A 22467-nucleotide genomic window follows, 5' to 3' on the forward strand; every position below is an offset into this window, starting at 1 on the left:
AAGGATCAGAGGACATAGTAAGGTACTTGAAAATAATGAAATCTCGCCAAGTGACATATAAAATCATTATTGATACTTGTAGAAATCCAGTTAGGAAGCGTTTGGATTAGATAAAAATGATTTAAGAGTTACACCTATATTCGTCAAATATTTCTTCCCTTAATGTTAATCCTAAACCTGGTCTATCTGGAACAACTAATCTACCACTATCTATTTCTATACTTTCCTCAAATATTTTATCTCTAAGATCATTTTTTCTTAGATGCATCTCTATCCATTCAGTTCCTAGAGCAGCTGCTACGTGCAAGTTTGCTACAAGCGATATACCACCTGCTGAATAATGTGGAATGAGTGGAAATCCCATGACCTTAGCCATGTTGCCTATTTTTATCATCTCGGATATCCCTCCAGTCCACATAGCGTCAGTCTGGACTATGTCAACCGCCCTCTTTCTCATTATCTCGTAAAATTCCCATCTTGTATAAGCAGTTTCGTAACCAGCAATTGGAATTTCTAACTCCTCAGTTAATCTAGCGCTTAGGTCGAGGTAATCTGTTTGTATTGGTTCCTCAAAGAACCATATGCCCAAGTTCTCTAGTTTTCTCCCCATCTCTAGAGCCTCATAAAAGGTGTAAACGTTATTAGCATCTACAGCAATTTTAACGTTCTCACCAACTGCTTCTCTTACAGATCTTAATCTCTCCATATCCTCTTCCATGCTTTTAGCCCCTATCTTTACTTTAACTCCATTAAATCCCATTTTAACGTAATACGCTTCCTCTTCCCTTAATTTCTCAATGTCCTTCTTTTCTGAGTAGTAGCCCCCAGTTATATAGGCCTTTATTTTTCTCTTAGAACCACCAAGCAATTTATAAATAGGCTTCTTTGTCTTTTTCCCCATTATATCCCAAAGGGCTATGTCAACTCCGCTAATACCCGCAATTACAATTCCTCTTCTACCAAACCTTAAAGTTGCCTTATACATCTTATCCCATAGATGTTCAATAAGCTCTTCATCTTCCTTAAGAAGTAGAGGCTTCAATATTTTTTCTATTGTAACTTGAACTGCATCTGAACAACCATAAGCTAGCGATTCGCCGTAACCTATATGACCGTCTGAAGTCTCGATTTTTGAAACTACGATTTCCATGGGATGTTCTGCTAAGCCTTTAATAGCTAATGCATCCCTTTCTTCGTTTATCCCTTCATAACATAACTTGTAGGTTTTAATTTCCTTTATCATGAATCTAAATAACCGATTATACTTATAAATGCAAATCTTAACAAAATATATAGAGAAAACGTTAATTTATAAACTTATTCCGTAGTAGCTTCATCCTGTTTGACTGATATGTAAATATAAAGATTTTAATTCTTCCATACTCGGGATTTACCATGGAAATTCCCTATAGACTTGACGGAAAATACGCAGTGATTACGGGAAGCGCAAGCGGGATAGGTAGAGGAATAGCAGAAAAATTGGCCTCACTAGGTTCAAATGTAATTTTAGGCGATGTCAGAGACGAAGTAAGTAAAGTTGCCAAGGAAATATCAGAAAGATTTAACGTAAAGGCCTTGGGCCTACAATTGAATGTTGCTGACTTTTCGTCTTGTCAAAGCTTTTATCTTCAAGCAACTAAATCCCTTGGTATAGAAGGAATTGATATCCTTGTCAATAATGCTGGCATAAATAGAGATTCACTATTCGTCAAAATGACATATGAGCAATGGGACGAAGTAATTAAGGTTGATTTGTATAGTATGTTCAATATGACAAAACAGGTTGTAGAAGGAATGATAAAAAGAAACTACGGAAGGATAATCAACGTCTCTTCAATGAGCTGGTTAGGAAATATAGGTCAGGCTAACTACGCTGCAGCTAAGTCTGGGGTTATAGGATTTACAAAGACTTTGGCTAAAGAACTCGCGAGATATAACGTTACAGTAAACGCTATAGCCCCAGGATTTATTGATACGCCAATGACTAGGGCCGTCCCAGAAAAAGTGAGACAGAAGTTCATAGAAAGAATAGCTATGGGTAGGATAGGAACTCCTGAGGATGTTTCTAATTTAGTAGGTTTCCTAGCATCCAAAGAGGCTTCGTACATAACCGGTGAAGTAATTAGTGTCTCTGGAGGTCTTACAATGTGACAAGTATGAGTACTGTTTTCAACATCTCAGGGAAAATGCCAAGAATGTTCTTGGAAGATAGACGATTTAAAAAGTCCATTAAACCAAACCAGGAAAAGAGAGGTAAGAATCTACGAAGAGGAAGGAAAGAGCCTTAAGGTGAGATGAGGTGATAACGGGTTTTTCATCAAAAATATTCAAGAAATATGAAGGTTCTACTTTTGAGCTAATGGCTGACGTAGTTGATGACGCTCTTCATGTTGCTGGAATAGAAAAGAAAGACATTGACGGTCTATTAGCGACGTACTTGACAGGTACGTTTGACGGAAAAGCGCACAACCACTTCTTCCTAGATGAGATTAGGCAATATCTAGGAATAAGAGGAAATTTCCTAGAGTTTGTTGATTTTGGAGGTCCATCAGCGTTAGCGATGGTATATAGAGCAGAAAAGGCTATAAAGGCAGGAGATGCAACCAACGTTATTTGTATAGTTGGAGGTAAAGGATCTGATGTAAGAACAAAGGGAATAACCGTTGATAGTATTGACAAAGCTTTTCCTGACGTGGCAATAACTCCTTTTGACAATTACTTCAGAGTTTACGACGATCTAAACCCAGTTACCGATTATGCGCTAGTTGCAGAAAGGCATAAACATCTTTACGGTTCAACAGACGAGGAAAGAGCATCAATTGCTGTCCATCAAAGATATAACGCTTCGGGGAACGAGAAAGCGTTATATAAGGAGAAAATTAAAGTAGAAGATGTACTTGGTTCTCCAGCAGTAGCAGATCCCCTTCACTTGTTGGAGATCGTTTACCCAGTCGATGGTTTTCACGTCTTTATAGTCGGAAAGAGGGCAAAAAACTTGAACGATGTAGACATACTAGGATATGGTGAGGCTCACTGGTCTGATATCCCAGCAGAAAGGGAGGAAATAACGTTCACTCCTGCTATAGAAAGCTCTAAGGGAATAGAGTTGAATAAAGTGGATGCGTTTGAGCTATATGACTCGTTCACGGTTACTGTTATGCTTCAAATTGAGGATATAGGTCTAGCTGAAAAGGGAAAAGGAGGAAAATTATCTGCTGAAAACGATTTAACTTACAAGGGGAATATCCCAGTCAATACAGGCGGGGGTAGTCTAAATTTAGGCCAGCCAGCTTATATGAGCGGAGGAGTAATACTAGAGGAAGCCCTTCTTCAATTAAACGGAATGGCTAAGGGCCATCAAGTAGAGGGGGCAAAGACTGTGTTCATAAATGGAATAGGCGGGTGGAATAGATCACATTCCGTGTCTTTGCTTTTAGGTGAGAAGAAATGAGGTTAAGGGAAATAGAAGAAAAATACCAAGATATCCTTAAGAGAGGACATCTTCCATATCTTAAATGCAAGGTCTGCAACTATTCCTTTTATTATCCGAGACATTTGTGCCCTAAGTGCTCGGGAGAAGTAGAAGTCAAGGAAAGTTTAGGAGAAGGAAAAATATTCTCTAAGACCACTTTACACAGAAAGGATAAGAACGTCGTTTACGCCATAGTTGAGGTGAACGAAGGATTTAGGCTATACTCGAACGTTATGACTGAAGTTAAGATTGGAGATAAAGTTAGACTTGTTGTAGAGAACAAAGACGGTAAATTTTTACCAATATTTGATATCTTGTCGTAACTTGTGTTAGGAAGATAAAATTTTTTACCTTAATACAAATCTCTATTCATGAAGGTAATAGATGTCCACGTACATTTAATTCCCTCTGAGATGATGAAGGAAAAAGTGGGGGAAACAATCTTCGAAAATAAGGCCTTTAACTTAGACATCTACCGTAAGGTCATTTCATCCCCTGACGAACTTGTTAAAATTATGGATCAGTGGGGAGTAGAAAAGATTAACGTAATGTCTTATTCCTCTCCCTATGTTATGGGTTTTGACGATAAACTAATTGAATGGGTCGGAAAATATTGTTCCAGTTATCCAGATAGATTAATGCCGGTAATGTCAGCAAATCCCCTTTTAGACAAAAAACCAGTGGAGAAACTTGAGGAGTACAGGAGTAAGTATAACTCTTCGTGGATAAAACTTCACCCAGTTCACCAACTTTTCAAACCAAACGCATACAGGGAAGAGGAGGGAAAACTTGAAGCTTTGGAAGAGATTTATGATTATGCCCAGTCTAACGGTTTCCCAATAACTTTTCATACTGGGACTAGCATCTTTCCCGGGGCAAGGATAAAGTACGGTGATCCTATTTTTCTGGATGACGTAGCTGTGGATTTTCCCAGACTAAAGATTGTCATGGCTCACGGTGGTAGACCATTTTGGATGGAGGAAGCGTTTTTCCTTTTGAGACGGCATAAGAACATTTACCTAGACATTGCGGGTATACCTCCAAAAAAGCTATTAGAATATTTTCCAAGATTTAGGGAAATTTATGACAGATCGCTATTTGGTTCAGATTGGATATCCCCTGGTATTAAGAGTATCAAAGATAACGTAGATCAATTTATGTCCCTACAAATAGAGGATAATATAAAGGAGATGGTACTGTACAAGAATTACTTTAAAATAGTAAAATTTTAAAAATGTAAGTTGATCATATTAATTCTATCCTAATAAAACTGCTGATACATAGAATAAAAAATCGTGGGACTACGTCACCATTGCAAATAGGTTGGTCAAGATAACATGATATATTTAACTGTTACTATTTAATAACTTAAATTTCTATAAAAACTACATCCTTAGCTTTGCAGATTTAACTACTCTATCAACAGCATTAATCATTGCTGCTGTCCTATAATCACTTTCGTATTTTTCCGTAGTTTTCATCACCCTTCCCATGGCTTCCCTCATCTTATTGCGTATAATCCTCTTTACCTCTTCTTCCTCAATAATCCCTCCTATTTTGTTATTAGCCCATTCAACGTAGCTTCCTATAACCCCACCTGCGTTAGCTATGATATCAGGGATTATAATCACTCCTCTCTTTTTAAGAATTTCATCAGCTTTTACTGAGATTGGGCCATTTGCTCCCTCTACAATTAGCTTTGCCTTAACACTATGAGCGTTCATAGCGTTTATTACTCCCTCTATTGAAGCTGGTATAAGTATATCCACATCTAAAGTTAGTAATTCCTCGTTACTAATCTGTTTTGCAGGAAAATCTTTTACTGTCTTATATCTATCAGAAAATTCTTTGACCTTTCCTACATCTAATCCATTCCAATCCAATATTCCTCCATTAACGTCGCTTATTGCAACAACTTTACCTCCCATCTCCTGAAGAAATTTGGCGGAGTTGTATCCAACGTTACCAAACCCATGAATCGCTATCCTCTTTCCCTCAATTCCTCCCATAAATTTTTCGGCATAAATTTTCGTTACTTCAGCTACTCCAAGCCCAGTACTAAAGGATCTAGTTGAAATTCCGTTAAGTTCTGTAGGTTTTCCAGTAAATGAAGAGAAATCGTTCTTACCTGTAAGTCTGATGTATTCGTCAACAGCCCACGCCATAATTTGTCCATCTGTGTTCAGATCTGGAGCTGGAACGTCGAAATCACCGCCCATATATTTGTACATTTGGGCTACATATTCTCTTATTACTCTCTCAGTTTCTGGAAGAGTTAGGACTGAAGGGTCTATCCTTAAACCTCCCTTTCCTCCACCGAAAGGAAGTCCCATGATTGAGTTCTTCCACGTCATTATCATGGAGAGAGCTATTACTTCTTCCTTGGTAACTTGAGGATGAAATCTTATTCCTCCCTTATAAGGACCTAGAGCTGAATTGTGTTGGGATCTCCATCCAATAAATGTTTTTATCGTATCTCCTTTTAATTGAACTTTAACTTGTATGACCCTTTCTGGAATAGAAAGGGACTCAACTATATCCCCATCAAGTCCCATTATCTCTCCTATTCTCCTGAGAATCTTCAACTGTTGATCGTAAAGGTTTGTCCTTTCGAGAGAAGCTGTTTCCATAAACATTAATCATATTTCACATTTTAATATTTTTTCAAAACTTTTCTTTAAAATATAATATACTATGAATTTTTATACAGTGCAAATTGCTGAAATAGTTTGACTTCGTTCTATTTTTGTTACTTTTCTTATCTCGGGATGTTTTAATTTGCACGGTAATACCGTATTCTTCACTAGGGAGATATGGAGTGTTTAATTATTAGTGGTTTAAAACTACGTGTGAATCCTTAATAGGATATATAACTTCAGCTTAAACATGTCTTAAAAGGATCTATATATAGTAAAGTAAATTTTACTACAGGTTGAACCTAAGAAATTCTTATAGGCATATTTTCAACCAAAAAAAGCAGTAAATTAGAGGGAAGTCAAAAAATAAGGTTAGAATATTTTCCCTTCATTTATATTCCTTAACGTAATCTTCTTTATCAAGACAGTGTCTATTACAGAGAGTACTATTCCCCAAATCAACGCGGAAGCAACCAAGTATGTCAAAGAGACTGAGGGAACACTTGTTTCCATTCCTGCAGTGAACTGTCCCATTGAAACTGGTAATGCCTTTCCGTAAAATCCGATGCCTGCAATGAGCATCAACGCATTAAATGGTGAAAGGTAGTCTGGTATTGCGCTCTTAAACGTTGAATATATGTATAAGAAGTAAAAAATAAAGCCAAGAATAAGTGGTATAAAACTTACAAAATTTTGATTTTTTAATCCCAAATATTTTATCACTACAATATCTAGAAGGAAGGCTAAAGACGTCATAAAGAAACCGGCTAGGAGTATTGCCAAAATTGTTATTGGTATATTGGCTGGATAGACAAATACACCTTTACCATTTGTGGAAAATAAAATAGTTGTAAATGCTGTCATTAATAAACCAATAACTAATGATACTATTTCCATTCCAACATACACTGATGCCAAGTATTTACGTGGGGTTAACTTTCCAAATTTGAATAGGAAAGGAAGGGAACCAGTTTGATAAGTTATAGTATACGATACTGTAGTTGCCAGTCCACTTAAGGAATATATAATTGCGAACATAAACCAACTAGTTGTATAAGTATAATACGCTTCCTTAAATATGGAAGTTGGAACACTATTTAGGGAAGATGACTCTAAATACGCACCAACAAATATCCAAAAAAAGGTAAATAGAATACCCCATCCGATTAATGGTTTAGATGTGAGAAACCTTTTCACAATGTACAATACTAATTTTTTCATGGTTTGATTAAGTCTTCCAATAATTTAAGTTGTAAAATAAGTTCAGATTTTGAACTCAACTCTATATTTAAAACTCTAAAGTTATATAACTCTGTATGCTTGAGTTAAAAAACGTTTCAGTGACCTTAGATGAAAAGATACTTGACAACATAAGTATGACAATAACTAAAGAAAAAGGAGTTGTTCTAGGTCCAAACGGTTCGGGTAAGACAACGCTAATAAAGTCAATTTGTGGAATGTTGCCATACGAAGGGGAAATTTTTATTGATGGTAATGAGCTAAGAAAAATTAAAGGTTTTACAAAACTCTCAACGAATATTCCAGAAGCATTTTCGATTGGAGAAAGAGTAAAGGATATACTTTACCTTTACTCCGAGTTCAAGGATATAGATGAAGAGCTTTTCTTGAGTATGATAAAGGAAATCAACATAAAGGATGTCCTAAATAAGCAATTTTATAAATTATCAGCAGGGCAATCGCTCATCGTAAGAAATGCTCTGGCTCTTGCATCAAGACCTAAAATTGCTATCTTAGATGAACCGTTTGAGAATGTCGATGCTCCCAGAAGGTCTGTAGTAGTAAGATGGATAAAGGAGTATGGAGAAGAGGGCTTTTTCGTAACACATGAAATAGATATGTTAAAGTCCTTTTCTAATTACAATTTATATTTTCTAATTCTTGGTAAAATATACGGTCCAGTAAAGGTCAATGATGTACTTTCCTCTTCTATTGTTGAGGGAGAAATGCCTGAATCGCTAATTTCCTTCGACATTAACGGGAAAAAGATATCTCTAGTTAAGGGAGATAAAGGCCTGAGATTTGATAGTTTAGGGAGTTTAAACAGGATTTATAGGGTGATTCCTGATTAGTCAGAATAATAAAGATCTCATAGAGGAGAGTAAACGGATAGCTAAAACAATTATCGAGAAGAAAGCGAGGAAAAACTTTGGATTATATTATATTATATGGCCTATATACACCCTAATACTCGATATAATCTTTTCAACGCTTAGTTTGCTTAACGTCCAACTTACTAGCCTAGTTTATATTTTAATTACTTCTATACCATTGATTCCATTTTTTTATATGACTATAAAATTATTTTATAAAATAGATCTAGATTACTTAACATTTATATATGGAAAAAAGATAGATAAAAAGAAGTTTCGAATAACTATTTTAGCTTACACCTTAATTTATATTGGATTAATTTCAGGATTTCTCCTCTCCTCGGTTAGTGGAAATCTAAAGTTTTACTTTATATTTTCCTACATTTATGTTGCAGTAATTACATACAACATCTATGTAGCTCTTTTTTCTCGATATAGATATACTGAACCCAGATATTATGATGTAATAGCGTTAGTTTCGTTTATCTTTATGCCCTTTGGTTGTCTGTTTACGCCAATATATCTAGTAGTAAGCATAGCATGGATCTATGCTGGAGTGATGTCGCTACTAGAGGTGCAGGAAATTGAGTGAAGATGTGAAGAAGCTGATGGAATTTCTCAATAATAAAGTGCTTTCAAACTCTGTAAGACTGGGTATATTGATAGGATTATACGTGTTTGAGAAGATGACTTTTAGTGAAATAGCAGAATATACTGGACAGTCAAAGGGTTCCATCTCATTACATATACAAGTATTGGAAGAGGCAGGCTTAATAGTGGTTAAGAAAGTACCTACTGTTGCGGGACCCAGGACTATAATAAAGATAACGGATAAAGGAAGGGAAACTGTAAAGATGTATTTTGAGTTAATTAAGAAAGTAAATAAATAGAATAACTTAATATAAATTTTGAGAAAATAAACTGATATGTGGTATGTAAAATTTGTATCGATTTTAATTAAGTATTATTTTTATATTTCTCTATTGAGAGAAATGATTATATATTTTTCTTTATTGCGAATGTATTCAAGATATATTATGGGTAAAAATCTTGATGCCGACTAGCTGATTTCCTCCTGTAATGCGTTTCCTTAATGCGTTCTTACTACACTATATTAAATCAAAATTTAGGCCTTTTTAGCAGGAATTTTCTCTAGTAGGGTAGTCGTAGTAACCTTAAAGTATTGAGTAAAATAGTAACCACCGTAAACTTTGTCAAGCTCAAGGTTTATCTCATCATTTATCGAACCTCTCAATTCTACTTTGCCGTCCCCCCTCCATATTTCTCCCATGACACTCTCGTCTCTTACACGGCTGACAATCTCATATACATCGTCTTCTCCATCTCCTCTCGATGGAAATCTCCTTATATTTATTAAGGGTCCGAAGGACTGGATTGGAGTTTTATCTACCTTTTCTGTTAGGCTTACCTGTAGTTTTATAATTGCGCTCCCTCTCACTGCATAACCTCCTAACGTTAACTCACGAACTGGCTTGTTGTATTTAGGTAGAAGTGGATGAAGTTTAGTCATAGATATCTTAGCAATCTTCTTAGGATAGCCATCAATCCAACCTCTTACTAATGCCCAGTCCTTATCTACCCACATAAACGGATAATAAAGATAGCTCTTTCCTCTGAAATTTACTTTTACTCCTATAGCCCCTTCCATGTACTGCGTTAATTCAGGATCGGCATACATGTATTCCCATGTATGTTCAGAGGTAGAGATGAACTCCGCAATGTATATCCAACCTTCCCCTTCAGGATCAAACATCTCCGGAACTATGTCATTAACTGATGAAAACTTTACGTGAACACCTATATACGTAACTCCATAATACCATGGAGGTGGTGGAACTATATTTGACTTTCCAGTTCGAGTTATAGGTAATGAGAAAGACATTTCTAACGTTTTTAATCAATATCATAATCGAATATAAGTGCTTCATAAAACCTGATTAATAATCGTTGAATAGAGGTAGACGTATTGACTTTAACCTATGGAATTAAAGGTAAAAGAAGAGGTTTTCAGTTATAGTTCATGGTGAACTCTTAAATGATATCGTATACACCAAATAAGCAAATAGATGATATTTCAGAAGGATGTATTTAGACATAAGGTGAATAAAACTATCGAAGGAAGCAGTTTAAAGATTTATATGCAAATTTAATCAAAACTCATTTTAGTTATTTATTCAGTATCAGATATTTAGTACAAAAATTTTTATAGCAAATAAAGATCTTTAATTAATGAGTGAAGAAAAAGTTATTGATGTAAGAGGTGATGAATGTCCAATACCTGAGTTAAAGGCTTCGAAGGAGCTTCGAAAGATGAGAAACGGAAAGCTTATAGTGCTAACAGATCACGAACCCGCCATTGATGTCACTCTACCTTCCCTGTGTAAAAGCTTAGGTCTTAATTACACTATTGAGAAAGAAAAAGATTATGTAAAGTTTATTATAGTAAAAGAGAAAAATGTTGAGATTAAAGTAGAGGAAGGTTATTCAAAGTATAAAAGAATAGACGTTAATTTATCCTCAAAGGATTCGTTTAGGATCCTTCAGGATCCATCAGTAATTCAAAGTTTTGTCCCTCAGCTAAAGGGAATTAGGAAAGGAGAGAATGGATACGTGTTTGAACTTAAGTGGGCAATCTTTAAGTGGACAGTTGAAGCAATTCAAGACTGGAAAAATATTGGAGAAGGATATGAAATATCATACGTGATCTATAATAAATTTGTAAGTTTTAGAATAAATATAGGATGGAGATTTGTTATTCTTCCTATGAGAGACGGTTCAGAAATAAGAGTGGAGGAATGGTATTCAGGTCCATTAATGCCTGTAGCTAAAAAGTATATAGAATCTCACTTAAAAAAATGCGAGGATATACTCCCTCAGAAGTTAAACAAAGAAATTATTTAAAGTGACTTTCGTGTTGTACACTCGATGTAGTTTTAGATTATTTGTTAATATATAATAGATATTTTTATCGATATTATTTAAATGGGGTAGTTTCCAAAGGAAGTATTTTAAACTTAAATTGAAAATGATCTCGTAAAATCTATGATAAATAATTATATAATAGTTAAAATATTTCATAGTAGCTACTTATAATAGATACACTTATTAGCTATGGGTATTTACTAATATTCCTATGAAGGGAGGGTGGAGCTTTAGAAGTTTTGAGATCAAAAATGTTCTTACTGCAGGTATGGGAATGTTTACTGACGGATATGAGCTTTACGCCATATCTTTAGTATTCTATCTACTTGAATCATCAATTCACATGTCTAAGATTCAGGAAGGAGTACTTGTCGCTGGATCTTATTACGGAGCTGCAATATCAGCAATCATCATGGGATTTCTTTCAGATAGGTTAGGAAGAAGGTTCATGTATGGGCTTGATGTCTTTCTAATGACTCTGGGAATTATAGGACAATCGATCTCCCAGAACTACACTCAGATTCTCCTCTTTAGATTAATTCTCGGTATGGGTATAGGTGCAGATTACGTTTTATCCCCAATAATAGCCGCTGAAAACTCGTCCCCAAAGAATAGAGGAAAGGTTATGATAGTAACTTTTGCAGTTCTTTGGGGATTAGGAGCTGTGGCAGCGGCCTTTGTTGAGCAAATACTTCTAATCGCTAATGTAAGCCCTTCATTAGTTTGGAGGTTAGTTTTCCTTGCGGGATCTATTCCTGCGTTCTCAGTGTTTTACCTGAGAAGAAAGATTCCAGAAACGTATAAATTCCTAACAAAGATTAAGCCTATCAAGAAGGAACTTGAAAGATTGGAGAAGGAAGTAGGAAATGTAGTTGTAGAGGTTGATAGAACGCCATTTAAGAAGAGATTATTGACCTCTTCTGGTTTCATAATCGTTGCATCCTTATTGTGGTTACTTTACGATATGTATTCTTCTACTTTCGCAATTTATGGTCCAATTACTATAGCAGCTAATCTAGGGTTAACTCCAATAGCTTTTACTTATGCCGCACAGTTATTTGCTGGTTTGCCAGGTCAATTTATTAGTATCTCTTTAGTCGATAGGATAGGGAGGAAGCCCTTAATAGTCATAGGCTATGCAGGAGTCTTCATTTGGCTTCTTATGTATTCACTTCTTTTAATGAGACCATCTCTGTTTGGAATAAATCTCTCTGGAACTGGTCAGATTTCGTCCGTAACGCTCACTGGAATAGGTGCTATACTCGGCTTTTCCTTTTACTTACTAAATTACTTATTTGCAGCAATAGGGCCGGCATCAATTATAGGTTCAGCTATGTTGGCCCCAGAATTAGTCCCAACCAAAATAAGGGGAACTGGACAAGCTATAAGCGTTGCTACGGACAGACTGTCCGCAGCGTTAAGCATTACTGCTTTCCCCCTTTTGTTAAGTAATTATGGTTTGGGCGCTTTGTTAGCTGTATATGCAATAATAGCCCTATCCTCCTCTTTGATAACTCTGATTGTTATACCTGAGACGAAAGGAGTATCTTTAAGCTAATTTTTATATTAATAAATGTGAAGTGATACTGTTGTCGGAGATCGTTATAATGAAGTGTTATTCTAATATAAGGGGCTTTTGAAAACATAGGCGCCCAATATTCACGGTTACCTGTGAATATTCTATTGGAATCTTGAAGCTTTTTCACTGTTACTGCAAACTTTACCGTAAAAGTTTGCACTGCTACTGCAAACATTTTATACAACATTAGGTAATCATTCAATTATGGAAGTTGAAGAAATAAAGAAAATTCTAGCGATCAAGAAGACGCTTTAAAGGAGCTCTTCAGTGGAGAGAAGATAATCAGAAGGGATGCTGAGAACTACAAGAAATACTTGATCACCCTAACACCCTACTAATAACAGGCTTGAGAAGGAGTGGTAAGTCCGTACTAGCTGTCCTACTATCAAGGAATAAGATCTATGCTAGGGTTAACTTTGACGACGAGAGGCTAATGGGTATTGACGCAAGAGAGCTTAACAAAGTACTTGAGGCCATATATTCTCTGAAAGGTAACGCAGAAGTAATTATACTAGACGAAATACAGAACGTACCAGGATGGGAGCTGTTCGTCTCAAGGTTGAGGGAAAGCAAAAAAGTGATAGTAACTGGGAGTAACGCTACGCTAATGAGTAAGGAGATGGCTACATATATGACTGGGAGACACATTGACTTAACCTTATATCCTTTCTCCTTTTCAGAATTCCTCTAGGATTATTGTCCTGGTTAGTACCCCTTCATCGGAGGGCATATAAGATACCACATAGATCAAAGCTTTTAAAAAATAACCCCGCCTTAAAAGGCGAGGCTTGAGTAGTTGTCACATATGCTGAGAGTGATAAGGATATTGAAAAGAGAGATATAGACAATTTAGTTAGGGTTGGTAAAACCTTAGGGTGCAATGAATTGAACGTAATAACGTATGACTATGAAGGTAAAGAGGGAAATGTAAAGTTAATACCTCTGTGGAAATTCTTACTCTCTCAATAGACTCACATTTTTAATAGTTATTAAACCCCCTTTGATATTAATTAAGTTTATTAGAATGTAGTGGTACCTCTATAGTAGGGGTACCTCTACAAATGTGGTTTATTTATGGTCCACCTACTGACACTCCTTTTGGTAGGGAGGATGATATAAGGAAAGTTACATTATATATGAGGAGAGGACAGCCATTAAGTCTAATAGGCCCTAGGAGGATAGGGAAGACTTCAATATTGCTTGCTTCTATAAAGCAACTTAACTATCCTTCAGTTATCGTTAACGCTGAGGAGTTTGTTGAAAACGAAAAAGGGTTCGACTTACACTCCTTTGTCTCGTATACGCTTGAAAGTGTAATGGCAGAGGCTTATGAGAGGGCTGGGAAGGGACATAGGTTAAAGGAGATAGTAAAGAAGTCTATGAGATCCCTTAGGGAGATGTTAGGTGCTATAAAGGTTAGCTTTTCCATCCCAGAAATTAACAGCAGGATAGAACTATTTCTTGACAAGGCTGAAAAAGGTAGTAAAATTGGTGAAGAATTCTCGGAAGTCTTAGATATACCAGAGATATTATGTGAAGAGTTAGGTTTTGAGAGGTTTATAGTTATAATAGATGAGTTTCAGTATCTGAGGCTAGCTAAGCAATCGATGCCGGAGTTATTTCACAAAATGAGGTCGAGGTGGCAGTTTCATAAAAGAGTATCATACGTCATATCTGGTTCAGCAGTAGGTATGTTAGAGGAAATTATGAGCTCAAAAAATGAACCCTTTTACCAGTTTTTCCTAATAGAGAGGGTTTACCCTTTTACCAGGGATGTTTCCATAGAATTCTTGAGGAAGGGATTTGAAGTTGAAAGAGTGAAGTATGATCTTAAAAATATAGATAAGATTGTGGACTACGTTGATGGTTTTCCTGCATGGTTAAACCTAATTGGAATAAAGGTAGTTATGAGAGGGAGTACGGAAAACATAGAATCATTCCTTATAACGTTACTTGAAGATGATAACGTTAGGATAGCTATTGATAGAGATTTAGGAAAACTAAAACCTTCAGCTAAGAGCGTGTTAAAGAAGATTGCTCAACTAGGAGGTTCTGCCAAGGTTAAGGACGTGGTTGAGGATAAGAGGTGGAAAGCGAATGAAGCATTAGAACAACTGAGAAGATATGGATATATTGAAAGAAAGGAAAAGGGAGTTTACTCAATTTTAGACCCTATGGTTGTCCATTACCTTTCACATTAAAGATGAACTATTCTTTCTTCTTCGTTAATTATGTGATCCAACTCTACTTTTAACATCTAATTGATGCTTTATCACCTTATCCCTCCTTTTCGTAAAGTGATCATAAAGTTTATAGTGTAAGATTTAGACATCAGAATTTTTTATTTCGTCAATACTCTTCACTTCAATAATTCATTAATCACATAGAATTATACAAACTATAAACTTCTAAATATAGTATATAAGTCATGATTTTTAAGTATATTTACCACTTATCTACGATAGTTTATGCGTTTAATGGTACAAAAAGAGATGTAAATGTTCCAGGAATGATACCATGGGAAATAATAGTAGCACTTCATACTAGCGTTTTTAATTACTTTATACATAGGTAAAAAGACTGGAGGACTTAAAGCGTTTTCTACCCTTGATCTAGTATATATAGGTATTGGGGCAGCATTCAGTGTAGTCGGGGAATATTATGTGGGGAGTTTTATCGGAAAATTTCTTCCAAGTAGTCCCTTTATAGGTATTGGCTTCTGGGGAAGACTAGTAATAGTCTTTATTATTGCTGCGATAATTAGGAAAGTTGGTGTAGGTATGTTAACATTATTTATTTTCGACGTATTAGCAGACACATTTCATTACGGTTTTGGAGGACAGCCACTATACTTCATATATGAATCTTTAACTTATGGGCTTTTCATTGATATAATGATAGCAATAACTGGTGGTAAATTATTTGGCATAGGAAGGAAAGTACAAAATAATACTACTAATAGTACATCAGGCCAACTTAAAACTATGAATTATGTCTTTGCTATAGTAGAGGGAGGAATAATAGGTGCTCTATGGGCTATACCAGACCCTATACTTTATGGCGCGTTCCTTCGTCCATTCATTTATGGGGCTTATGTTGACTGGGGTAGGGTAACTTTTGATTTAATAGCATTCCTACCGGGTGACATAATAGTTGGTGCTATTGCAGCACTACTAAGTCTTAGGATAGTTAAAGCAGTCTTAGGATAGTTAAAGCTATAGGACAGTAGGAGATGAGATTAACTAAGGATCGAGAAAACGGCTTCTATTTTTTAGAATAACAAGAGATTTGAAATCGTTTTAGGATTTTTTACGATGAATTTAACACTTTAGAACTCTGGTCTTGTAATAACGTCTAGCTACAAGTTTAAAAACTCTACCTTAAACTTTCCTTTATTTTTTGTCTTACAGTAGTTAATATCCTTGGCTTAAGGGCTACTAAAAACCCTAGCACTCCACCTAAACCGTGCTCAAAGATTATATGAATTAGAAGACCTCCAGTGAATGGAAGACCCGGAAGAACTGCAGGAGCCAGTATACCAGACGCTGAAGCTTATGGTAAAACCTTGAATGAATATGAATAGTATAGCGAAGAAGGCTGAAACACCACTTACCGTGCGTAGGAGGTAAGACGCTAAACCCTTGTTTATAAGTAATTGAGGTTTTAGGGCAAACGTAATGAATATGAAACCTAATGCTCCAAAGGAGGTTATAGGGAATAATGGAGAAAGCCCTAGGAACTTGCTATGGACGTGTAACATGATGTTAAAGTGGAATAGATAAGATAGATAAAAGTGTACAATAACAATAACCCTCTACGATGAATAAAGCCCTCAACACCTTAATATTACTCATAGTAAATATTTACTATAATAAATATTTAAATCTTTCATTTCATGTATTGTCACTCTACATTATAGTGTCACCTTATCATGATTAACTAACTAGTCGAGACGTAATTAGCGCGACCTATTAAGATTCTATTAACAACTAATAAAGCTAGGACTTAAGGGAATGAACATCCTCCTTTCAAGAACATTGATCTTTCTTCTAGGCTAACATACTATTTAGATATATTCAAGCCGAGAATTGAAAATACAGTTAAACTCTAAAGAAGACTAAGTATGAAGTTACTACTGTTAAAGTAACGAATAGTAAGTCTCTTTTCATACCACCCCTTCCTAGACTCCTTATCTCCTTTGATGACTTTAACTTCTCTCCAGGCTTAAAGAACCTTACTGAGGGCTCTATTAACGCTAACAGCATCAGAAAGACATTAAGGTAGAGGCTCAAAGTTATGAGTAGAAAAAGCGATATAGACCACGACACCATCAATACTTTTCTATCCAATTTCCTATAAGGTATCTTATATTCTACATAGAGAGCTTGTGTAAAAGTGTAAAGAGTCCAAAAGGAAGGTATGATAAGGTAAAAGGGGTTATTTAGAAATAAAGTTAGTATAAAGGAAAGTGCGGAAATAAAGGCTGTCCCTACTACGTTACCCCACATACTTTTCCTCTCGTGAAAGAAGTAAAGAGATAGTAAAAGTAAGGTTATGGGGATTAGCACAGTAAAGCTCCTTACCTCATAGATAATCAAAATGTATGGAATTGCTGATAAAACTCCTAAGAGTATATCTAGGTATGATAACTTAAAAACCTCAACTTTAGGGTTCAATTTATCCAACACTACAATACTGTAAAGCAGTATGGGCACTAGAATTAATGCTCTAATCAAGTCAGACTTTGGGAACAGCGAGATGACATAAGTATAAGTCAACAACCCAAATAGGCCATGGTTCCTAAGTTTTATCATCGCATTAAGCATATTTTGTACAGTTAAAAGAGATATACCTAAAGGATTAGGTGAAATAGACCCGGAAAACCGTAGGATACATCCGGAGTCTAATTCCATCAGGACAAGCCCTTCTCTTTGGTATTTCCCTAAGATATCATCATTTTCAATTTTTCAGTCTTAACACGGGGCTTCACCTTATTTATCACTCTGCATCACATTACTAGTTACATTTCATTAGAACGTCTAATCATCCGCGAAACGGGAGCTTCCTAATATGCCTCTCCCCCACCAATTCGAGCTTAATTACTCTAGATACCAAGATCTAGGTTAGACTACTGAGAAGGCTAGCGATAAAACAAACTACTCTTTCTCTAAAAGTTTTTCCAAGTATTCTTTTAACGCTACAGCATTGTTATAAGGGGACTTAGACGCGTAAAGTAAGGTGACGTTAACCTCCTTTTTTAATAACTCCAAGAGAGATCTCACTTTAGGGTTCTTATTCAATTCCTCAAAGTACCTCTTCTTGAACTCCTCCCACTTTGTGGGATCATGGTTGAACCACTCCCTAAGTTCATCACTAGGTGCTATGTCCTTTAACCATAAATCAACAGCGCTCTTCTTTACGTTTCTAGGCCATAATCTGTCAACTAGAACTCTTACCCCATCATCTTTTTCCATAGGGTCATAAACTCTCTTAATCTTTATCATGTTATTAAGTGTGTAGTCATAACACATAATAAAAACTATACCTAAACTTTTAGTATATCGACTTTAAAAACAAATACTTAATGGGAATTTTATGAAAAGGGGTCCTATCGAGGCTACAGTTGTTATAGAGAACCACCCATGTCAAGTAATAGGGCTGATTTCAGAACTTGACCTAAAGGCTAGTGTGGAAAACGTTAAGTTAGGCGATAATACCACCGACCACATCATGACTTTTGAAAGGAAAATAGACGATGAAATAGTTAGTGAAATAAAAAAGAGGTCTATTAAGTCCTTACGGTTAAGCGATTTTAAGGTATGGGTGAGAACTAACGGGTGTGGTGTATGTAGACTACTTTACTCCTCAGAAATAGTTGTGGAGAAGGTCAAGGTTATTGGTCCCAAGACAGTACTTTACACTCTCCTAGTCTTAAACAATACTGCCTTAAAGGATTTCATAAGAAAAGTAAGTGAGGGTGGTAGTAAGGTTACAGTGCTCAATACAACAGTGGTCTCTGACAATGAGTTGACTGAGAGACAGAAAGAGATACTAAAGTTAGCCTATAAGTTAGGTTATTTTGATGAAGATAGGAAAATCAGCCTTTCTGAACTCGCGGGAAAACTGGGAATTAGCGCTCCTACACTAGAAGAGATATTGAGGAAGGCCCTTAGAAAGGCAGTAAAATATTACTTGGATAAAAAGGTTGAATGACATCTCTTTCAAATTAGAGTATTTCACTGGATCTCACGGAAGCAGGAAGTTACTTGTTAATCACTTTATTGATAAGCAAAAAAGATTATAAACGGGATAACATGAATGCATTTTGTTTACTGAGTTTAACCTAATATCTTAGGCATAGTATTTTTAATTAAGCGTTCTAACCATAACTTATGGTAAAAAGAGTTCTCTTAAAATGTAAAGTGTGTGGAGAGGTGTTCGGAACTAATTCATTATATTACCAACACGTGGCTATTCAGCACTCGGATTTAAAACCTGTTGTAACATCAGAAGGCATGTATCAATGTCCTGTGTGTCACGAGACGAGAAAATCGTTAGCACGACTATATCAACACATTGGTTTGCATCACGTGAAGGCTAACTCATTAAGAGTTGAAGAAGGAGTTGGACTTTGCGGACCATAAGTCCGTAAAACCCTTGGATTTCACCACGTTATCATCACTCTCCCCCATTAATCAGATAACCCTAAGAGATAAGACCCAAAGATTACGGGAAACCCACACATCTTCCATTCTTTTTATCCCTTCTTTGTGTCTATACACCCTCATGCGGGACAACTTAATACTGTTTTTAGAGCATATAAGTACTCTGGAGAAAAATATAAAATGCATAAAAATACAATAATTTAAGCTAAACTGATGACTATAACAGTCCCCTAAGAGAGCCTTATATGTAGTGTCTGGTTCAGTTATAGGTATGTTAGAAGAAATTATGATCTCAAGAAATGAATCCTTCTATTAGTTTTTCTTAATAGAGAATAAACTATTTTCCAAAAGACGTTTCTGTAGAGTTCTTAAGGAGAGAGTTTGAGGCTGAGGGAGTGAAATATGATATTGAAGAGATAAGAATGTCGGCTATGTTAATGGTTTCCTAGCATGGTTAGTGGGTATAAAGTTAGTTATGAGAAGGAGTACTGAAAGCATAGAACTTTTCCTTAAAACTTGGTGACAAAAACTTAAAGGTAGCCATTGAAGGGGGTTAGGGAAATTAAAAACTCTTAGCCAGAAACGCGCATTATGTTTAGACATTTGTCCAAACTAGAGTCTTTACACTTATGTTAATTTTTAGCAACGTTGTACTTATTTTTTCCACTCATAAAGATAACTCATCTTCAGTAATGTTAGATAGAACGCTTATTCATATTTTACCATTATCGTATAATTAAATCATAGTATGAAGTTCTTTTTAATCTAAATCTAATTGGAACCTTTTTCTAAAAAAGATAGTTAATTAATGATTTAATTTACCATAATACATACCGGAAGCCTTTTTAAATAATTTGTACATTATAAACATGAAACTTATGCCTGAGTATCTTTACGCTAATTTGGCTTTACGGCACAGTGGATGTTGGACTGAGTTTACCGTTTATGACTACTACGACACATTAGTTAGCGTTGAATATTCTACATTTAATATCCTTAAAGCTAACAGAATTTCAATTGTGCGTAGAAGTAAATATGAGAGTAAGAGTAAGTTAAAACAAGTCTTAGACCACGACAGTAGTATTATGGATTACGATTTCTCTAACCTAATATCTACCAATAAATATACTGTATATTCAATTTTTATGTTACAAGACGTTAACAGTACTGTTATCGGAAAATTAAAATCTAGAGGGATTATTGTACTTAATGCAACTGTTAGGAATGGAATAGAATATTATGATATCATAAGTAATGATAACATCAAGATTGTGGTAGATGATTTACTTAAGATTGACGATAGAATTAAGATTGTTAATCTTTATTTCTCTAATTTAGACGAGAAAAATTTGTTTAAGGCAATATCTAGAAATATAGGTAACGTTATGTTTACTGAAAAGGAACAAATGCTTATAAAGAAAGCAGAGGAGCTAGGTTATTTCGACTCACCAAGGAAGAAAAATTTGGATGAGTTCGCTAGAGAATTAGGAGTAAGTAAGATGAATATATCTTTAAGATTAAGAAATGTACTTAAAAAAATACATAATTTAATATAAAAAGATCTATAATTTAAAATACTATTTCTTCTAGTTCCGCATCAGGTTTAGTATATTTGGCGAATATGGTTAAGATAGCACCTAAATAGACAGGAATCGCAGCCAATAATATATATGTCAATGAGAATCCTAGAATTAGAATAGCTGGACCAAAAATTAAACTCCCTATAATCCAGGCAAAATCGTTTAACCCAACTTGCCACGAGTTGGCTGTTCCCCTAGCTCTTGTAGGGTAAGATTCAGCAATATAAACCCACCATGTTCCATTCCACGACAGTACAAGAGGGTAATATATAATAGTTGCTATTATAGTTTCCAGAATTCCTTGAGAAAAGGCGAAAAACAATACAGCTGAACCGCCTAAAATTCCTATAATTATACTTCCCCATTTTCTTGATATTCTTTGACCTATATGACCCATAATTCCGTAGCCAAAGAACGCTAATGCAGTAGCTATTAAAAGAGTCGGAAATACTATGGATACAGGAACATGCTTATATTCTATCAATACGTCAGAAGTAAAAAAGAACAATGCGGGAGTAGCTAATTCATGAAATATCTCAGCAAACGTAGTTATTACAGTATGTTTTTTTACCTTGGGATCTGTAAACATTTGGTTATAGGGAAACTTAGAGACTTGGTTTAGATCCACTTTATATTTCTTAGTAATTTCCTCAGATTCCTGTATTTTTCCTTCTTTCAATAATTTTCTTGCTAGTAAAGTATATTTTGCTCTCTCAGGTTTTTTAACCCAAAATCTCATAATTAATACAATTATTATTGGTATAATACCGACTAAAAACGCGTAGCGCCAAGCAACCAACGGATCTTTAATAACGCTAAATACTAGGGCAGAAACTCCTATTGCGACAAAATAACCTAATGGGAATCCTCCTTGAACCCACCCGTATAAACTTCCTCTATATTTGGCCGGGAACTCCTCATTAGCTATTGTTATTCCGGTGGGAAATTCCACATAAGAAAAACCGTCTGATAAAACTCTTACTATTAAAAGCTGAATAAAATTAGTTACTAGGATAGTAAATCCAGTAAACAGTGCTGTAAAGAGTAAACTTATTTGCCATATAGTTTTTCTACCAAACGTATCTAATATTGGCCCTACTAACCAAACTACTGCCGCAGCACCAGCGTAAATTGCTGAAGTTAAAATTGAAGCCTGAACTATTGTAATATGTAAATCTTGCATTATAAATGGTAAATTAAACGAGTATAGATTCAAATCAAAAGATGCCATTGTCCAACCTGCTAATGCTACAGCAAATATAAACCACTGATAACGAGTAATTTTTGTTTTTTCTTTTCTATTTTTATTTGATTTATCTTCACTCATTCCATTTTACATTAAAGACATATCTTAAAAGGATCCTAACTTTATTTTTAGATTTTAGGATTGAAAATTAAGGACAGAACGATTAACATGTTCCATTTACATGTAAAACATGTATTTTAAAAGTTCAACATTTAAAGTTATTTAAACATGTTAA

The 22467-nt window shown here is 35.3% G+C and carries 20 protein-coding genes and 1 pseudogene; 14 read left to right on the top strand and 7 right to left on the bottom strand.

The window, feature by feature from the left end; translation table 11 throughout:
* Positions 1-121 precede the first annotated feature (121 nt).
* A complete protein-coding gene (araD, locus tag CM19_RS01255) occupies positions 122-1243 on the bottom strand; it encodes an arabinonate dehydratase (RefSeq protein ID WP_048098622.1) in 1122 nt (373 codons plus the stop codon).
* A 152-nt stretch (positions 1244-1395) separates the two neighbouring features.
* Between araD and fabG the strand changes: the two genes are divergently transcribed.
* The 4 genes from fabG (at position 1396) to CM19_RS01275 (ending at position 4704) form a co-directional block, all read left to right on the top strand.
* The gene (fabG, locus tag CM19_RS01260; RefSeq protein WP_048098623.1) at positions 1396-2151 is read left to right on the top strand and encodes a 3-oxoacyl-ACP reductase FabG; all 756 of its coding nucleotides are present in this window, start codon (positions 1396-1398) and stop codon (positions 2149-2151) included.
* Between the two features lie 148 nt (positions 2152-2299).
* The gene (locus tag CM19_RS01265) at positions 2300-3451 is read left to right on the top strand and encodes a thiolase family protein (protein ID WP_048098624.1); all 1152 of its coding nucleotides are present in this window, start codon (positions 2300-2302) and stop codon (positions 3449-3451) included.
* On the top strand, positions 3448-3795 hold the full coding sequence (locus CM19_RS01270; protein ID WP_048098625.1) for a Zn-ribbon domain-containing OB-fold protein: 348 nt from the start codon (positions 3448-3450) through the stop codon (positions 3793-3795). Before CM19_RS01265 ends, CM19_RS01270 begins: the two co-directional genes overlap by 4 nt.
* A 48-nt stretch (positions 3796-3843) precedes the next feature.
* Complete coding sequence (locus tag CM19_RS01275; protein ID WP_052349401.1) at positions 3844-4704, top strand: amidohydrolase family protein; 861 nt, start codon at positions 3844-3846, stop codon at positions 4702-4704.
* Between the two features lie 153 nt (positions 4705-4857).
* Here CM19_RS01275 and CM19_RS01280 read toward each other — a convergent pair whose 3' ends face one another.
* Entirely contained in the window at positions 4858-6102 is a 1245-nt protein-coding gene (locus tag CM19_RS01280) for a Glu/Leu/Phe/Val family dehydrogenase (RefSeq protein WP_048098662.1), read from the bottom strand.
* Positions 6103-6480: 378 nt separating this feature from the next.
* Positions 6481-7329, bottom strand: a complete 849-nt coding sequence (locus tag CM19_RS01285) for a hypothetical protein (protein WP_048098626.1) — start codon at positions 7327-7329, stop codon at positions 6481-6483.
* A gap of 95 nt (positions 7330-7424) precedes the next feature.
* On the opposite strand from CM19_RS01285, the gene CM19_RS01290 reads away from it, so the two are divergent.
* From CM19_RS01290 to CM19_RS01300, 3 genes are all read left to right on the top strand, one after another.
* Positions 7425-8198 (top strand): ATP-binding cassette domain-containing protein, encoded by a 774-nt coding sequence (locus CM19_RS01290; RefSeq protein ID WP_048098627.1) that lies wholly within the window; start codon positions 7425-7427, stop codon positions 8196-8198.
* A 217-nt stretch (positions 8199-8415) separates the two neighbouring features.
* Positions 8416-8811, top strand: coding sequence for a hypothetical protein (locus CM19_RS01295; protein ID WP_150111344.1), 396 nt, complete (start codon positions 8416-8418; stop codon positions 8809-8811).
* Positions 8804-9109, top strand: a complete 306-nt coding sequence (locus tag CM19_RS01300; RefSeq protein WP_048098629.1) for a transcriptional regulator — start codon at positions 8804-8806, stop codon at positions 9107-9109. The genes CM19_RS01295 and CM19_RS01300 overlap by 8 nt, the downstream gene beginning before the upstream one ends.
* Before the next feature lie 236 nt (positions 9110-9345).
* On the opposite strand, the gene CM19_RS01305 is transcribed toward CM19_RS01300, so the two are convergent.
* Complete coding sequence (locus CM19_RS01305) at positions 9346-10122, bottom strand: acetoacetate decarboxylase family protein (RefSeq protein WP_048098630.1); 777 nt, start codon at positions 10120-10122, stop codon at positions 9346-9348.
* 347 nt (positions 10123-10469) lie between these two features.
* Here CM19_RS01305 and CM19_RS13505 point away from each other — a divergent pair, with 347 nt between their 5' ends.
* From CM19_RS13505 to CM19_RS01330, 5 genes and pseudogenes are all read left to right on the top strand, one after another.
* A complete protein-coding gene (locus tag CM19_RS13505) occupies positions 10470-11141 on the top strand; it encodes a sulfurtransferase TusA family protein (RefSeq protein WP_048098631.1) in 672 nt (223 codons plus the stop codon).
* A gap of 232 nt (positions 11142-11373) precedes the next feature.
* The gene (locus tag CM19_RS01315) at positions 11374-12720 is read left to right on the top strand and encodes an MFS transporter (protein ID WP_048098632.1); all 1347 of its coding nucleotides are present in this window, start codon (positions 11374-11376) and stop codon (positions 12718-12720) included.
* 367 nt (positions 12721-13087) lie between these two features.
* Positions 13088-13432, top strand: coding sequence for an ATP-binding protein (locus CM19_RS01320; RefSeq protein ID WP_048098633.1), 345 nt, complete (start codon positions 13088-13090; stop codon positions 13430-13432).
* A gap of 370 nt (positions 13433-13802) precedes the next feature.
* Complete coding sequence (locus CM19_RS01325; RefSeq protein ID WP_048098634.1) at positions 13803-14942, top strand: AAA family ATPase; 1140 nt, start codon at positions 13803-13805, stop codon at positions 14940-14942.
* Positions 14943-15169: 227 nt separating this feature from the next.
* Positions 15170-15950 (top strand): annotated as a pseudogene (locus tag CM19_RS01330) (hypothetical protein).
* Between the two features lie 891 nt (positions 15951-16841).
* Here CM19_RS01330 and CM19_RS01335 read toward each other — a convergent pair.
* Positions 16842-17555: a hypothetical protein gene (locus CM19_RS01335; protein ID WP_150111345.1), complete on the bottom strand. Its 714-nt coding sequence runs from the start codon at positions 17553-17555 to the stop codon at positions 16842-16844.
* A 342-nt stretch (positions 17556-17897) separates the two neighbouring features.
* The gene (locus CM19_RS01340; RefSeq protein WP_048098663.1) at positions 17898-18245 is read right to left on the bottom strand and encodes a DUF488 domain-containing protein; all 348 of its coding nucleotides are present in this window, start codon (positions 18243-18245) and stop codon (positions 17898-17900) included.
* Positions 18246-18336: 91 nt separating this feature from the next.
* On the opposite strand from CM19_RS01340, the gene CM19_RS01345 reads away from it, so the two are divergent.
* Complete coding sequence (locus CM19_RS01345) at positions 18337-18954, top strand: helix-turn-helix domain-containing protein (RefSeq protein WP_048098636.1); 618 nt, start codon at positions 18337-18339, stop codon at positions 18952-18954.
* 1330 nt (positions 18955-20284) lie between these two features.
* Positions 20285-20962: a helix-turn-helix domain-containing protein gene (locus CM19_RS01350; RefSeq protein WP_160164855.1), complete on the top strand. Its 678-nt coding sequence runs from the start codon at positions 20285-20287 to the stop codon at positions 20960-20962.
* A gap of 13 nt (positions 20963-20975) precedes the next feature.
* On the opposite strand, the gene CM19_RS01355 is transcribed toward CM19_RS01350, so the two are convergent.
* Positions 20976-22313 (bottom strand): MFS transporter, encoded by a 1338-nt coding sequence (locus CM19_RS01355; protein WP_048098638.1) that lies wholly within the window; start codon positions 22311-22313, stop codon positions 20976-20978.
* Between the last annotated feature and the right edge of the window lie 154 nt (positions 22314-22467).

The organism is Candidatus Acidianus copahuensis, assembly GCF_000632495.1.
GTDB lineage: Archaea > Thermoproteota > Thermoprotei_A > Sulfolobales > Sulfolobaceae > Acidianus > Acidianus copahuensis.

What these genes read in the sequence shown, in the direction of transcription:
- CM19_RS01275 (WP_052349401.1), top strand. Translation starts at nt 3,844, where the DNA reads ATGAAGGTAATAGATGTCCACGTACATTTAATTCCCTCTGAGATGATG.
- CM19_RS01345 (WP_048098636.1), top strand. Translation starts at nt 18,337, where the DNA reads ATGAAAAGGGGTCCTATCGAGGCTACAGTTGTTATAGAGAACCACCCA.
- CM19_RS01335 (WP_150111345.1), bottom strand. Translation starts at nt 17,555, where the DNA reads ATGATAAAACTTAGGAACCATGGCCTATTTGGGTTGTTGACTTATACT.
- CM19_RS01325 (WP_048098634.1), top strand. Translation starts at nt 13,803, where the DNA reads ATGTGGTTTATTTATGGTCCACCTACTGACACTCCTTTTGGTAGGGAG.
- CM19_RS01340 (WP_048098663.1), bottom strand. Translation starts at nt 18,245, where the DNA reads ATGATAAAGATTAAGAGAGTTTATGACCCTATGGAAAAAGATGATGGG.
- CM19_RS01350 (WP_160164855.1), top strand. Translation starts at nt 20,285, where the DNA reads ATGCCTGAGTATCTTTACGCTAATTTGGCTTTACGGCACAGTGGATGT.
- CM19_RS01295 (WP_150111344.1), top strand. Translation starts at nt 8,416, where the DNA reads ATGACTATAAAATTATTTTATAAAATAGATCTAGATTACTTAACATTT.
- CM19_RS01270 (WP_048098625.1), top strand. Translation starts at nt 3,448, where the DNA reads ATGAGGTTAAGGGAAATAGAAGAAAAATACCAAGATATCCTTAAGAGA.
- CM19_RS01280 (WP_048098662.1), bottom strand. Translation starts at nt 6,102, where the DNA reads ATGGAAACAGCTTCTCTCGAAAGGACAAACCTTTACGATCAACAGTTG.
- araD (WP_048098622.1), bottom strand. Translation starts at nt 1,243, where the DNA reads ATGATAAAGGAAATTAAAACCTACAAGTTATGTTATGAAGGGATAAAC.
- CM19_RS13505 (WP_048098631.1), top strand. Translation starts at nt 10,470, where the DNA reads ATGAGTGAAGAAAAAGTTATTGATGTAAGAGGTGATGAATGTCCAATA.
- CM19_RS01290 (WP_048098627.1), top strand. Translation starts at nt 7,425, where the DNA reads ATGCTTGAGTTAAAAAACGTTTCAGTGACCTTAGATGAAAAGATACTT.
- CM19_RS01305 (WP_048098630.1), bottom strand. Translation starts at nt 10,122, where the DNA reads ATGTCTTTCTCATTACCTATAACTCGAACTGGAAAGTCAAATATAGTT.
- CM19_RS01355 (WP_048098638.1), bottom strand. Translation starts at nt 22,313, where the DNA reads ATGAGTGAAGATAAATCAAATAAAAATAGAAAAGAAAAAACAAAAATT.
- CM19_RS01285 (WP_048098626.1), bottom strand. Translation starts at nt 7,329, where the DNA reads ATGAAAAAATTAGTATTGTACATTGTGAAAAGGTTTCTCACATCTAAA.
- CM19_RS01315 (WP_048098632.1), top strand. Translation starts at nt 11,374, where the DNA reads ATGAAGGGAGGGTGGAGCTTTAGAAGTTTTGAGATCAAAAATGTTCTT.
- fabG (WP_048098623.1), top strand. Translation starts at nt 1,396, where the DNA reads ATGGAAATTCCCTATAGACTTGACGGAAAATACGCAGTGATTACGGGA.